The following is a 13,012-nucleotide window of genomic DNA, read 5'->3' on the forward strand; positions in this document are numbered from 1 at the left end:
GAGCGAACTCGGCGAGCGCATCAGCGGGCACGTGAGTCATGCGGCCGACGAGCGCAGCGAGGAGAAGGCATGACCAGCCCACAGGGCACGGCGGCGCGTAACACGCGCCAGCGGTCCGCGGTGGCGACCCTGCTGGCCGAGGTGGAGGGCTTCCACAGCGCGCAGGAGCTGCACGCCATGCTCCGCGACCGGGGCGAGCGGGTCGGCCTGACCACTGTGTACCGCACGCTGCAGGCGCTCGCCGACGCCGGGGACATCGACGTGATGCGCCCGCCGGGTGGCGAGCAGCTGTTCCGGCGCTGCTCCAACGGGCACCACCACCATCTGGTGTGCCGCACCTGTGGCCGTACGGTCGAGGTGGCGGGACCGGCCGTGGAGTCGTGGGCGGACCGGGTCGCGGCGCAGCACGGGTTCGTCGACGTGAGCCATACGCTGGAGATTTTCGGCACCTGCCAGGGCTGCGCGACGACACGGGGCTGACGCGGGGCGTTTATCGATCGCCGAAGTCGACCACAATGCTGGCATGAAGCTCTATGCGGAGAAACCGTGGCGGTTCACCCGGCAGATCGTCGCCGATGTCACCGCACTGGTCTGGAGCGCCGTCTGGATCTGGGCCGCGCTCACGCTGTACGACCTGGTCCAGAAGCTGGCGGTGCCCGGCCAGAAGCTGGAGAGCGCCGGCGTGAGCCTGGCGCGCGACATGGTGGAGGCCAAGGCACGCGCGGGGCGGATCCCGCTCGTCGGTGACGAGGTCGGGGCACCGTTCGGCAGCGCCGCCAACGCCGCGAACTCGATCGCCGAGGCCGGGCGCGACCAGCAGGACGCCATCGCCAACCTGGCGACCGTGCTGGCGTGGCTCACCGCGGGCATCCCGGTGCTGATGGCGCTGGCGCTGTGGCTGCCGCTGCGGCTGTCGTGGATCCGGGCGGCCAGCGTCGCCGCGAAGGTGCGCAAGTATCCCGGCGGGGGTGAGCTGCTGGCGCTGCGGGCGCTGGCGACCGCCCCGCTGCGGCGGCTCGCGTCGCTGGACAGCGGCGTGGTCGCGGGCTGGCGCACGGGTGATCCGGACGCGATCGAGCAGCTGGCCACGCTGGAGCTACGCCGCCTCGGCCTGCGCGGCACCCCCCGCCGCTGACACCGTCGCCATCGCACCGCCGCTGCCCCCACCGCAGCCGCCCCACCGTGGCCGGCCCCACCGCGTCGCCGCTGATGCCTCGCGGCTCGCGGCTCGCGGCTCGCGGCTCGCGGCTCGCGGTGATGATCGCTGTCTGCGGTCAGAAAGTGTGGTCTGACCGCAGTTTCTGACCGCAAACGCCGATCATCACCCGGCACCCCGGACGGCGCGCGTTAAGCAGGGCACCTTGCTCTACGCATAGCGATGGGAAGGTGCCCTTCCTTCGGATAGGGCGCGGGGCGGTGGCCGGGTCGGGTCGGTTAGCGGGGTGGGTTAGCGGGGTGGGTTAGTGGGGTGGGATGCGGCGGCGGGCGTCGGTGGGGGTGGTGGAGGGGCCGGGGGTCCAGGTGGAGACCCATTCGCCCTGGTCGGGGGGCGGGATGATGCCCTGTTCGAGGGTGGTGTGGTGGCCGGCGAGGACGGCGCGGGCCAGGGCCACGTCGGCGGCGTCGGTGTTGTTCCAGAGGGCGTGTTCGAGGATGACGATGCGGCCCCGGGCCTGGTGGCAGAAGAGGTCGGCGAGTTCGCGCTCCTCGGGGCGGCCGGAGGCGGTGGCGCGGGAGCAGACGGCGGCGATGGCGAACAGTTCCGCGCCGATGTCGACGATGCGGCCCAGGAAGGCCTGCCGGTGCTCCAGTCTGCCCTGCCAGCGGGCCATACCCTGGAAGGTGTTGCGGGCCAGGCGGCGGGCGGCGCGTTCGGCCCAGCGCACGTGCTTGGCCAGCGGGCCGAACCGGCGATAGCCGCCGAAGGTGCCCCGTCCGGCGGCGAGGGTGGGCAGCCAGCGGGCGTAGAAGCCGGTGGCGCGCAGCAGCGCCTTGCCCTTGGCGCCGACGCTCGACTTCGGGTCGATCAGCGCTCCGGCGACGGAGAGGTGCTGGTCGACGGCCTCGCGGGCGATGAACAGGTGCATGATCTCGGTGGAGCCCTCGAAGATGCGGTTGATGCGCAGGTCGCGCAGGATCTGCTCGACGCCGATCGCCTTCTCGCCACGGGCCGCCAGGGAGTCGGCGCTCTCGTATCCCCGCCCGCCCCGGATCTGCACCAGCTCGTCGGCGACCTGCCAGGCCAGCTCGGAGCCGTACAGCTTGACGAGGGCGGCTTCGATGCGGAAGTCGTTGCGGTCGTCGTCGGCGAGCATGCAGCACAGGTCGAGCATGGACTCCATGCCGTACGCCGTGGCCGCGATGAAGGCGATCTTCGTGGCGACGGCCTCGTGCTGCCCGACCGGCCGGCCCCACTGGACGCGCTCCTGGGACCAGCCCCGGGCCACGGCCAGGCACCATTTCGCCGCGCCGACGCACATCGCGGGCAGGGACAGCCGTCCCGTGTTCAAGGTGCTCAGCGCGATCTTGAGGCCCTGGCCCTCGCCGCCGATGACGTTGTCGGCGGGCACGAACACGTCGTGGAAGCGGGTGACGCTGTTCTCCAGGCCGCGCAGGCCGAGGAAGGCGTTGCGGTTCTCGACGGCGACGCCCTCGGCGTCGCCGTCGACGACGAACGCGGTGATGCCGCCGCGGCGGCCCTCACCCTTGGGCACCATCGCCATGACCACGAGCAGCGTCGCCACGGTGCCGTTGGTGGCCCAGAGCTTGACCCCGTTGAGGCGGTAGCCGCCGTCGACCGGGGTGGCGGTGGCGCCCATGCGGGCCGGGTCGGAGCCGACGTCGGGTTCGGTGAGCAGGAACGCCGACACCTCGCCCGCGGCGAGCCGGGGCAGGAAAGTCTGCTTCTGCTCCGTGGTGCCGAACAGCTTGAGCGGCTGCGGCACGCCGATGGACTGGTGCGCCGACAGCAGCGCGCCGATCGCCGGGCTGACCGAACCGGCGAGCGTGAGCGCGCGGCAGTAGTCGAGGTGGGACAGGCCGAGTCCGCCGTACGCGGGATCGATCTTCATGCCGAACGCGCCGAGGTCGGCCAGGCCGTGGAAGACCTCGTCGGGGATGCGGGCGTCGCGTTCGATGGCGGCCCCGTCGACCTCGGTGCCGACGTACTCGCCGAGTGTGGCGAGGAACTGCTCGGCGTCGGGGTCGGGGGCGGGCTGCGGCCACGGGTGGATCAGGTCCATCCGCAACCGGCCCAGGAACAACTGCTTGCCGAAGCTGGGCTTGCGCCACTCGCTCTCCCGGGCGGCCTCGGCCACCTGGCGGGCCTGCTCCGCACTCACCTCACGCTGCACGGTCGTCATCGCCGACTCCCCTGTCGTCCGCGAACGAGGGGTCACCGGGGCGGCCTGCGCGCCGCGACTCCCCTGTTCGGTGGTTTGCGCCCTGGAATCACGCTACCTCGCAGTACTACCGAGCGGTAGCAGTTGGCAAACCACCGGACGGGGGCTACTCGTACTGCTCAGCGGGGGCCGGGATGGACCGCCACTCCAGCACCTCGATGAACGGGATGTCCTCGCCGTTGACCGCGTCGGTGCCCCGCTGGTCGGTGTACGTGCCGGTGATCTCGACCCAGCTGTCGGCGGGCAGCCCGGTGGGCACGCTGCCGTTCATGCCGACCTTGATCGGGCGGGCGTCGGCCGCGCAGCAGGACAGGATCATGCGGGTGAGCAGCTGGCCACCGGCGGGGTTGTCGGACAGGAAGCCGGTGACCTGGACCCGGCGCTCGCCGATGGACAGTCCCTTGTCGAAGATCGCCCGGGTGGCGTAGTCGAGCACGCTGATCGGGGCGGGATCTCCGTCGGGCAGCGCCGGGAAGTCGGAGACCTGCTGCGACGACAGTGCCGAACCGGCCTGGCCTGCGGCGTACGAGCCGAGCGCGGGCGGGGCGACCAGCAGCAGGCCCAGCACGGGCGCGATCAGCAGCCAGCCGATCCGCGGCTCGCGATGCCCGGCGTGGGAGTGGCCGGAGCCGCTCAGGTCGTGGCCGCCGGGGTCCGCGGTGCCGTTGTGCGGCGTCGCGTCGGCGGGGACGGCACCGTTCGGCAGCGCGTCGGCGTGGTCGGCGCACTCGGTGTCGGCGGTCGTCCCGTGGCGCAGGTCGTACCAGAGGGTCATCGCGGCCGCGAGCACCAGCAGGGCGCCCGCGCCGATCAGGAACGGCTGCAGGCCTGCCTTGACGTAGCGCAGGTACATGTCGGTGAGGCTGGCCTTGAGGATCGCGCCGCCGAGCAGCAGCAGCACCACGCCCTGGGCTTGACGGTTCACAGCAGCACCATCCCGACTCCCGTGGCGACCAGGACCGCCATCACGAACGTGGCCGGGGCGAAGCGCATCGCGAAGCGGCGGCCGAACACCCCGGCCTGCATGGAGATCAGTTTCAGGTCGACCATCGGGCCGACGACCAGGAACGCCAGGCGCGCGGTGAGCGAGAACTGGCTCAGCGACGCGGCGACGAACGCGTCGGCCTCGGAGCAGATGGACAGCAGCACCGCCAGCACCGCCAGGGCCAGCACGGACAGCACCGGCTGGTCGGCGACGGCCTGCAGGACCGACTCGGGCACCAGCACGTTGATGGTGGCCGCGGCCATCGCGCCCAGCACCAGGAAGCCGCCCGCGTGCACGATGTCGTGGCGGCAGGCCGCCCAGAACGCCCGCCAGCGCGACAGGTCGTCGAGTTCGGGCCGGTGCGGCAGCCTGATCCACTCCTGCCTGCCCAGCCGCAGCCAGAGCCAGCCCATCACCATGGCCACGACGATGCTGGCCAGGCCGCGGGCGACCACCATCTCCGGGTTGTTCGGGAAGGCCACCGCGGTGGCGGTCAGCACGATCGGGTTGATCGCGGGCGCGGCCAGCAGGAACGCCAGCGCGGCGGCGGGCGTCACGCCGCGGCGGATCAGCGAGCCCGCGATCGGCACCGAGCCGCACTCGCAGCCGGGCAGCACCACGCCCGCGCAGCTGGCCACCGGCACCGCCAGCGCCGGGTGCTTGGGCAGCGCCTTGGACCAGAACGAGCGCGGCACGAACACCGCGATGACCGCCGACAGCGCGACACCGAACACCAGGAACGGCGTGGCCTGCACCATCACCGATACGAACACGGTGGTCCAGGTCTGCAGCAGCGGCGTGGAGATCGCGGCGGCGATCGGCTCCCGGAAGATCAGCAGGACGATGAGCAGCGCCGCCAGCACCTCGACGGAGCCGATCCGGCCGCCGAGCAGCGGCCTGCGGGCCGGGCGTCCGGCAGGCGCGGACGGGGGCGCCGCGGGCGGGCGCTGATCGACGGAGGTCACGCGGATCCTTCGCGGTATCGGGGGTGTGCCGACCGGCACAGGTTACCGGGCGTGCGTTCGGTGTTAGCCTTTCCGGCACAAGCGCCGCTGTCCAGCGGCCTCATATGAACAAGTAACGACAGGGGAGCGCACAGCGCTGAGAGTGCGGCATCAGGCCGCAGACCCTCGAACCTGATCTGGGTAATGCCAGCGCAGGGAGTTCGGTCAACACCTCACCGCCACGTCTGCTTTCGTGATACCCCCAAATGGGGTATCGCGGGCGCGACGTGTGCACTTCTCCTCGTTCGTCCCCTCAACGGACCAGGAGTTATTCATGACAAGCAATCGCTGGCGGACCGTCGACATCGTCGTCGCCTCGATCCTCGCCGTCGCCTTCGGCGTCGTCTTCTGGGCCTGGGGCCTGCTGTGGTACGGGCCCGGCGACGCTCTCTTCGCCGCGTTCCCGCCCGCCAAGGCCGTCATCTACGGCGTGTGGCTGCTGCCGGCCGTGCTGGCCCCGCTGATCCTTCGGAAGATCGGCGCCGGGTTCTACACCGAGTTCGTCGCGGCGGTAGTCTCGGCGCTGCTCGGCACCGGATGGGGCATCGCCGTGCTGTGGTATGGCCTCGCTCAGGGCGCGGCCGGCGAGCTCGGCTTCGCGCTCGGCGGCTACAAGCGCTGGGGCCTGCCGCAGGCGCTGCTCGCATCCGCGTTCGCCGGAGCGGCCGCCGCCGGTCTGGACCTGTACTACTACTACGCCGACTGGGCCGCCGACTGGAAGCTGATCTACGTCGTGATCGTCATGGCCAGCTCCGTCGCCATCGCGGGCGTCGGCGGGCACTTCCTGACCCGGGCCCTGGCCGGGACCGGGGCGCTCGACCGGTTCCCGTCCGGCCGCAGCCGCGACCTGGTCTGATGATCACGCTCGAGGGGTACGGGTGGCGGCACGCCGGCCGCCGCGCGTGGGCGGTGCGCGGGGTCGACCTGCGCATCGAGCGCGGCGAGCGGGTGCTGCTGCTCGGCCCCTCGGGCGCGGGCAAGTCCACCCTCCTGCACGCGCTGGCCGGGCTGCTGCCCGACGACTCCGGCGAGGCCGAGGGCGTACGCAAGGTCGACGCCGGACACGTCGGCATCGTGTTCCAGGACCCGCAGTCGCAGCTGGTGATGTCGCGGGCCGGGGACGAGGTCGCGTTCGGCCTGGAGAACCTGGGCTGGTCAGCCGACCGGATCTGGCCCCGGGTGGACGAGGTGCTGCGCGAGGTCGGCTTCGGCTACGGGCGCGACCGGGCCACCGACGCCCTGTCCGGCGGCGAGCAGCAGCGCCTGGTGCTGGCCGGGGCGCTCGCCCCGCGTCCGGAGCTGCTGCTGCTCGACGAGCCCACGGCCAACCTGGACCCGGCCGGGGCCGCGCTGGTGCGCCGGGCGCTGCGCGAGGCCGTCGACGCCGACACGGCCGTGGTGCTGATCGAGCACCGCATCGCCGAGGTGCTGGACCTGGTCACCCGCGTGATCGTGCTGGAGCCGGGCGGCGGCGTACGCGACGACATCCCGCCGCACCAGCTGACCGGCCCGCTCGGCGCGGAGCTGGCCGCCGCCGGGGTCTGGGTGCCGGGCCACCCCGCGCCCGCCCGCCACGCCGCGAACCCGCCCGGCGACACCCTGCTCTCCACCCATGACCTGCGGGTACGCCACCTGTCCTACCCCGACGTCACGGTCCGCGCCGGTGCGGCGCTCGCGGTGACCGGCCCCAACGGCTGCGGCAAGTCCACCCTCGCGCTGGCCCTGGGCGGCCTGCTGAAACCTGCCGGCGGCGAGGTGCGCAGCCCCGACGGTCCGCCGCACCGCTGGCGGGCCCGCACCCTGGCCGCCCGCATCGGCTCGGTGTTCCAGAACCCGGAGCAGCAGTTCGTCGCCGCCACCGTGCGCGACGAACTTGCCCTGGGCGGCACCCCGGCGGACCGGGTCGACGAACTCCTGACCCGCCTGCGGCTGGACCGCCTGGCCGGGGCGAATCCCTTCACCCTCTCCGGCGGCGAGGCCCGGCGGCTGTCGGTGGCGACCGCGCTGGCCGCCCGGCCCCGCCTGCTGATCCTGGACGAGCCCACCTTCGGCCAGGACCGCCGCACCTGGATCGAGCTGGTCGACATGCTGGCCACCCTGCGCGACGACGGCCACGGCATCGTCGCCGTGACCCACGACCCCGACGTCGTCACCACCCTCGCCGACCGCGTCCTGGACCTGGGCGGAACCCCATGACCGCCGTCGCCGCCCCGGCCCAGCGCAGTGACGCCACGCTGGCGCGGCGGGCTCCGGTCGCGAAGATCGTCGCGCTCGCGCTGTTCACGACGGCCGCGCTGCTGACCCGCGACGTCGCCGCGCTGGGGTTCGCGCTGGTGGTGACGTTCGCCGCCGCGCCGCTGTTCGGGATCACGCCGTGGGGGCTGCTGCGGCGCGGCTGGCCCGCGCTGCTCGGCGCGGCCACGGTGGTGCTGTCGCTGGCACTGTTCGCGGCGGACCGGTCGGGCACGGTGCTGGTGGACTTCGGGCCCGTAGTGATCACCTCGACGGTGCTGTCCAACGCGCTGTCGCTGGCGCTGCGGCTGCTGGCCATCGCCCTGCCGAGCATCCTGGTGTTCAGCACCACCGATCCGACCGACCTGGCCGACTCGCTGGTCCAGCACGCGCGGGTCTCGCCACGTTTCGCGATCGGCGCGCTGGCCGCGTTCCGGCTGGTCGGGCTGCTCGGCGACGAGTGGCGGATGATCGCGATGGCGCGCCGGGCCCGTGGCATCGACGCCGGGCGCAACCCGGTGCGCTGGCTACGGCTGTTCGCCAGCACCACGTTCGGGCTGCTGGTGGGGGCGATCCGGCGCGGCACCCGGCTGGCCGTGGCGATGGACGCCCGCGGCTTCGACTCCGGCAGGCCCCGCACCGTCGCCCGCCCCATGCCCTGGCGCCCGGCCGACTGGCTGCTCGTCGCCGCCGGTGCGCTGCTCGCCGTCCTGATCCAGCTCATCGCCCACCGCTGACCGGTCAGGCCGACGGGGCGGGTGGGGCGACCGGGTTGGGCAGGGCTCCGCCGAAGCGGCGGTCGCGCTGGGCGTAGAGCTCGCAGGCGTACCAGAGGTGGCGGCGGTCGAAGTCGGGCCACAGGGTGTCGAGATAGACGTGCTCGGCGTACGCGGACTGCCAGAGCAGGAAGTTGCTGGTGCGCTGCTCGCCCGACGGGCGCAGGAACAGGTCCACGTCCGGCACCTCGGGGTGGTAGAGGTACTTCGCGATCGTCTTCTCGTTGACCTTGTCGGCCTTGAGGCGGCCCTCGGCCACGTCCCGCGCGATCGCGGCGGCCGCGTCGGCGATCTCGGCCTGGCCGCCGTAGTTGACGCAGAACTGCAGGGTGAGCTTGCTGTTGCCGCGGCTCATCTGCTCGGCGGTCTCCAGCTCGTCGATGACGCTCTTCCACAGCCGCCCGCGCCGGCCCGACCACACGATGCGTACGCCCAGGTCGTTGAGCATGTCGCGGCGGCGGCGGATCACGTCGCGGTTGAAGCCCATCAGGAAGCGGACCTCCTCCGGCGAGCGCTTCCAGTTCTCGGTGGAGAAGGCGTACACCGACAGGTAGGGCACGCCGATCTCCAGCGCCCCTTCGATGGTGTCGAACAGGGAGAACTCGCCGCGCTTGTGGCCCTCGGTGCGGGGCAGGCCGCGGTCCTTGGCCCAGCGGCCGTTGCCGTCCATGACGATGGCGACGTGCTCGGGCAGGGCGTCGCCGGGCAGCTTCGGCGGGGTCGCGCCGGACGGGTGCGCGGAGGGCGCCTTCGGCTCACGAGTCTGCCGGATCCTGATCAAGGCGCTCCCCTGTCTGTTCACGGTCGCCACCGCGGCGATCCGGCCAGGTCGGGACTCAGCCCGGTCCCCGGCGATCAACCAACGGCAGAGAGCGTAGCTGCCGCTCCAGGTGCCACTGCAAATGCGCCGCCACGAAACCTGCACACTCCCGCTGCACGGGTGGCTCGGCCTGCTCCGCCGCGGGCCAGTCGCCCTCCAGCAGCGCCGACATCAGATCGAGGGTGGCCGGGTCGGGATGGGCGGCGCCGGGCGGGCGGCAGTTCAGGCAGGTGACACCACCGGCGGGTACGGAGAACGCCCGGTGTGGACCCGCCTCCCCGCACACCGCGCAGTCCCGCAGCGCCGGGGCCCAGCCGGCCTGCGCCATGGCCCGCAGCAGGTACGCGTCGAGCACCAGCGAGCTGGGCCGCACGCCCTCGGACAGGGCCCGCAGCGCGCCCAGGGTGAGCTGGTAGAGCCGCAGCGCGGGCTCGCGCTCGACCGGGGTCAGCCGCTCGGCCAGCTCCACGATCGCGCTGGCCGCGGTGTAGCGCGGGTAGTCGGTCAGGAAGCGGCGGCCGAACAGGTCACGGCCCTCGACCTGGGTGACGGTGTCCAGCGAGCTGCCCTCGCTGCACTGCACGTCGATGTGCCCGAACGGCTCCAGCCGCGCGCCGAAGCGCGAGGTGGTGCGGCGTACGCCCTTGGCGACCGCGCGCACCCGCCCGTGCTGCCGGGTGAGCAGCGTGACGATCCGGTCGGCCTCGCCGAGCTTCTGCACGCGCAGCACGAGAGCGTCATCGCGGTAGAGCGGTCGGCGCATACCCGGCATGGCTGCGACCCTACCGGCCCCCGCCGACTAGAAGCCCAGCCGCCGGAGCTGGCGGGGGTCGCGCTGCCAGTCCTTGGCGACGCGGACGTGGAGGTCGAGGTAGACCTTGGTGCCGAGGAGTTCCTGGATCTGGAGGCGGGCCTTGGTGCCGACCTCCTTGAGGCGGGCGCCGCGTGCACCGATCATGATGGCCTTCTGGCTCTGCCGCTCGATGTAGATGTCGGCGTACACCTTGGTCAGGCCGTCCTCAGGGATGATCTCCTGGATCAGCACCGCGATCGAGTGCGGCAGCTCGTCGCGTACGCCCTCCAGCGCGGCCTCGCGGATCATCTCGCCGACCAGCACGTGCTCGGGCTCGTCGGTGAGCATGTCGTCCGGGTAGAGCTGCGGGGACTTCGGCAGGTGCCCGACCATCACGTCGACCAGCGTGTCGAGCTGCGAGTTGGCCACCGCGCTGACCGGCACCACGTCGGCGAACTCGCCGAGCGCGGTGACCGCGAGCAGCTGCTTGGCCAGGGTCTCCTTGTCCACCAGATCGGTCTTGGTGACCACGGCTACGACGGTCGCCTTCAGCGCGGCGATCTCCCCGGCGATGAAGGTGTCGCCCTTGCCGACCGGCTCGTTGGCGGGGATGCACAGGCCGATCACGTCGACCTCGCTCCAGGTCGCCCGGACCAGGTCGTTGAGGCGCTCGCCGAGCAGGGTGCGCGGGCGGTGCAGGCCGGGGGTGTCCACCAGCACGAGCTGCGACTCGGGGCGGTGCAGCACGGCACGGATGATGTGCCGCGTGGTCTGCGGTTTGTTCGAGGTGATCGCGATCTTCTGCCCGATGATCGCGTTCGTCAGAGTCGACTTGCCCGCGTTCGGCCGCCCGACGAAGCAGGCGAATCCAGCACGGTATGAGTTGTCCGCCACCTGCTCAACCTACCGTCAGGGCAGGAAGGCGGGCTCATCGGCGTACCCCCGGCGGCTGGTGGACTGCTCGGCCACCAGCGCGGCGAACAGGTCGTCGACCGGGGTCTGCAGCAGTTCGGCCAGCGGAACCAGGGTCGTGGCCCCGTCGGCGTACGCCGCGAACAGCTCGCCGACCAGCCGGGCGGGCAGCCGTGGGGCCTGCGCCGCGGCCAGCCGGGCCAGCAGCGCCTGCCGCCCGGTGCTGCCGTGGTGGCAGCGGGCGGCCGTCCACAGGCTCAGCTCGGCCTGCCGGTCCGCGCCGAGCAGCCCGAGCCCGCCCAGCCGGGCCGCCATCGCCCCCGCCGAGACGCCGAACACCCCGACCAGCTCGGCGAACACGGCGTCGGTGAGCTGCGCGCCGTCGGCCGCGGCCCGCAGCTCGGCGGTGGGCATCAGGAACGCGGCGGCGAAGGCGTCGGCGCGCTGCTCCAGCCCGGCCCGCTGGCAGCCGGGCGCGAGGTGCTGGTCGAGCAGCGGCTGCGCGGCGTCCCCGGCCAGCACGTGGCCCAAGGCGTGCGCGAGCGCGAAGCGCTGCCGGGTGAACCGGCTGGTGGCGTTGGCCAGCACCAGCTGCCCGTGCGGGGACTGCCAGGCCAGGGCGTCCGCGCCGCCGGGCAGCGCGGTGACCGCCACGTCCACCGCGAAGACCTGCTCGACGGCGGCCGCCAGCTCGGCCGTGGGCAGGGCGCCCAGTCGGGCCACCCCGTGCTCGCGCAGCGCGGCCACGGCCCGTTCCGCCAGCGCTCGACCGGCCGCGGCGGGCGGCCCGGCGGGCGGTGCGGACAGCCGCGGCAGCGACGGACGGCGGCCCAGCACGCGCAGCCGCTCGTACGCGGTGGCGTAGCGGTCGACCAGGGCGCGGATCTCGTCGCCCGTGCTCGGCTCGGCGGTGGGCAGGGCGGGTTCCCGGGTGCGGCCGGTGAGCAGCCAGTCCACGCTGACGTCACCGGCGTCGGCGATCAGCGCCAGTTCCAGCGAGGTGAAGCGGCGCACCGCGTTGAGCGATTTGGACAGTTTGTCGGCGCTGATGCCGACCAGCTCGCTGAAGGCGGCCTGGCTGGAGGAGACTCGGGTGATGACCGAACGAACGCGGTCGACCACGCCTTCATCCATGGCCATCACCGTAATGAGCAGTCGCGATAATCGCAACGGCTGTCAGGACGGTTGACACACGCCCACCCGCGCTCACCGGCGGGCACTCCTGCTCCGGTACGGTGAACCCCGTGGAGCTGCTGCATTCGGGCAAGGTCAGGGACGTCTACCGCGACGGCGAGGACATCATTCTGGTGGCGTCGGACCGGCTCTCGGTCTACGACGTGATCCTGCCGACGCCGGTGCCGGACAAGGGCCGGGTGCTCACCCAGCTCTCGCTGTGGTGGTTCAAGCAGCTCGAAGACATCGTGCCGAACCACGTCATCTCCGAGGACGTGCCCGCCGCGTTCGCCGGGCGCGCGGTGCGCTGCCGTTCGCTGAGCATGGTGCCGGTCGAGTGCGTGGCGCGCGGCTACCTCACCGGCGGTGGGCTCAAGGAGTACGTGGCGGGCGGGTCGGTGTCCGGGGTCGAGCTGCCCGCGGGGTTGACCGAGGCGTCCCGGCTGGCCGAGCCGGTGTTCACCCCGTCCACCAAGGCCCCGGTCGGCGAGAAGGACATGCCGATGACGTACGCGGCGGTGGTCGACAAGCTCGGCGCGGACACCGCGGAGCGGCTGCGCGACGTCACGCTGGCCGTCTACGCGCGCGGGCGCGACATCGCCGCCGAGCGCGGCATCATCCTCGCCGACACGAAGATCGAGCTGGGCTGGGCCGCCGACGGCACGCTGGTGCTCGGCGACGAGGTGCTCACCCCCGACTCCTCGCGTTTCTGGCCCGCCGACGGCTACGCGCCCGGCCGGGTGCAGCCGAGCTTCGACAAGCAGTTCGTACGCGACTGGGCGGTCGGCACCGGCTGGGACAAGACCCCGCCCGCGCCCGAGGTGCCCGAGGACATCATCGCGGCGACCCGGGCGCGTTACATCGAGGCGTACGAGCGGCTCACCGGCCTGTCCTGGTCCTGACCCGACGGTCGCGT

The 13,012-nt window shown here is 72.7% G+C and carries 13 protein-coding genes and 1 riboswitch; of the genes, 6 read left to right on the forward strand and 7 right to left on the reverse strand.

Features of this window, described 5'->3' with window-relative positions; all coding sequences use genetic code 11:
- Positions 1 to 69: 69 nt before the first annotated feature.
- Positions 70 to 480, forward strand: a complete 411-nt coding sequence (locus HAV40_RS27605) for a Fur family transcriptional regulator (RefSeq protein ID WP_166386276.1) — start codon at positions 70 to 72, stop codon at positions 478 to 480.
- Positions 481 to 523: 43 nt separating this feature from the next.
- A complete protein-coding gene (locus HAV40_RS27610) occupies positions 524 to 1,135 on the forward strand; it encodes a hypothetical protein (protein WP_166386278.1) in 612 nt (203 codons plus the stop codon).
- Between the two features lie 325 nt (positions 1,136 to 1,460).
- Here HAV40_RS27610 and HAV40_RS27615 read toward each other — a convergent pair whose 3' ends face one another.
- The 3 genes from HAV40_RS27615 to HAV40_RS27625 all read right to left on the reverse strand — a co-directional run bounded on the left by HAV40_RS27615 (position 1,461) and on the right by HAV40_RS27625 (position 5,351).
- Positions 1,461 to 3,362 carry an acyl-CoA dehydrogenase family protein gene (locus tag HAV40_RS27615; RefSeq protein WP_166386280.1) on the reverse strand — a complete coding sequence of 634 codons (1,902 nt, stop codon included), beginning with the start codon at positions 3,360 to 3,362 and terminating at the stop codon, positions 1,461 to 1,463.
- Positions 3,363 to 3,507: 145 nt separating this feature from the next.
- Complete coding sequence (locus HAV40_RS27620) at positions 3,508 to 4,326, reverse strand: TIGR03943 family putative permease subunit (RefSeq protein ID WP_166386282.1); 819 nt, start codon at positions 4,324 to 4,326, stop codon at positions 3,508 to 3,510.
- Positions 4,323 to 5,351, reverse strand: a complete 1,029-nt coding sequence (locus HAV40_RS27625; RefSeq protein WP_203671703.1) for a permease — start codon at positions 5,349 to 5,351, stop codon at positions 4,323 to 4,325. The genes HAV40_RS27620 and HAV40_RS27625 overlap by 4 nt, the downstream gene beginning before the upstream one ends.
- A 110-nt stretch (positions 5,352 to 5,461) precedes the next feature.
- Positions 5,462 to 5,567, forward strand: a riboswitch (TPP riboswitch).
- A gap of 97 nt (positions 5,568 to 5,664) precedes the next feature.
- Between HAV40_RS27625 and HAV40_RS27630 the strand changes: the two genes are divergently transcribed.
- From HAV40_RS27630 to HAV40_RS27640, 3 genes are read left to right on the forward strand one after another with little or no spacing between them, the layout of a single operon-like run.
- The gene (locus tag HAV40_RS27630) at positions 5,665 to 6,246 is read left to right on the forward strand and encodes an ECF transporter S component (protein WP_166386284.1); all 582 of its coding nucleotides are present in this window, start codon (positions 5,665 to 5,667) and stop codon (positions 6,244 to 6,246) included.
- A complete protein-coding gene (locus HAV40_RS27635; RefSeq protein ID WP_166386286.1) occupies positions 6,246 to 7,586 on the forward strand; it encodes an ABC transporter ATP-binding protein in 1,341 nt (446 codons plus the stop codon). Before HAV40_RS27630 ends, HAV40_RS27635 begins: the two co-directional genes overlap by 1 nt.
- Positions 7,583 to 8,359 carry an energy-coupling factor transporter transmembrane component T family protein gene (locus tag HAV40_RS27640; RefSeq protein WP_166386288.1) on the forward strand — a complete coding sequence of 259 codons (777 nt, stop codon included), beginning with the start codon at positions 7,583 to 7,585 and terminating at the stop codon, positions 8,357 to 8,359. Before HAV40_RS27635 ends, HAV40_RS27640 begins: the two co-directional genes overlap by 4 nt.
- 4 nt (positions 8,360 to 8,363) lie before the next feature.
- Here the strand turns inward: HAV40_RS27640 and HAV40_RS27645 are convergent, their stop codons facing one another.
- The 4 genes from HAV40_RS27645 to HAV40_RS27660 are packed head-to-tail and all read right to left on the reverse strand — an operon-like array spanning position 8,364 to position 12,057.
- Positions 8,364 to 9,176, reverse strand: a complete 813-nt coding sequence (locus HAV40_RS27645; protein ID WP_409364994.1) for an isoprenyl transferase — start codon at positions 9,174 to 9,176, stop codon at positions 8,364 to 8,366.
- A gap of 58 nt (positions 9,177 to 9,234) precedes the next feature.
- On the reverse strand, positions 9,235 to 9,990 hold the full coding sequence (gene recO / locus HAV40_RS27650; protein WP_166386290.1) for a DNA repair protein RecO: 756 nt from the start codon (positions 9,988 to 9,990) through the stop codon (positions 9,235 to 9,237).
- Between the two features lie 27 nt (positions 9,991 to 10,017).
- Positions 10,018 to 10,905 carry a GTPase Era gene (gene era, locus HAV40_RS27655; protein WP_166386292.1) on the reverse strand — a complete coding sequence of 296 codons (888 nt, stop codon included), beginning with the start codon at positions 10,903 to 10,905 and terminating at the stop codon, positions 10,018 to 10,020.
- 15 nt (positions 10,906 to 10,920) lie between these two features.
- Entirely contained in the window at positions 10,921 to 12,057 is a 1,137-nt protein-coding gene (locus HAV40_RS27660) for an XRE family transcriptional regulator (protein WP_166386294.1), read from the reverse strand.
- A 110-nt stretch (positions 12,058 to 12,167) separates the two neighbouring features.
- Here HAV40_RS27660 and HAV40_RS27665 point away from each other — a divergent pair, with 110 nt between their 5' ends.
- A complete protein-coding gene (locus HAV40_RS27665; RefSeq protein ID WP_166386296.1) occupies positions 12,168 to 12,998 on the forward strand; it encodes a phosphoribosylaminoimidazolesuccinocarboxamide synthase in 831 nt (276 codons plus the stop codon).
- The last annotated feature ends 14 nt before the right edge of the window (positions 12,999 to 13,012 follow it).

Source organism: Catellatospora methionotrophica, assembly GCF_011297335.1.
GTDB classification, from domain to species: Bacteria; Actinomycetota; Actinomycetes; order Mycobacteriales; family Micromonosporaceae; genus Catellatospora; species Catellatospora methionotrophica.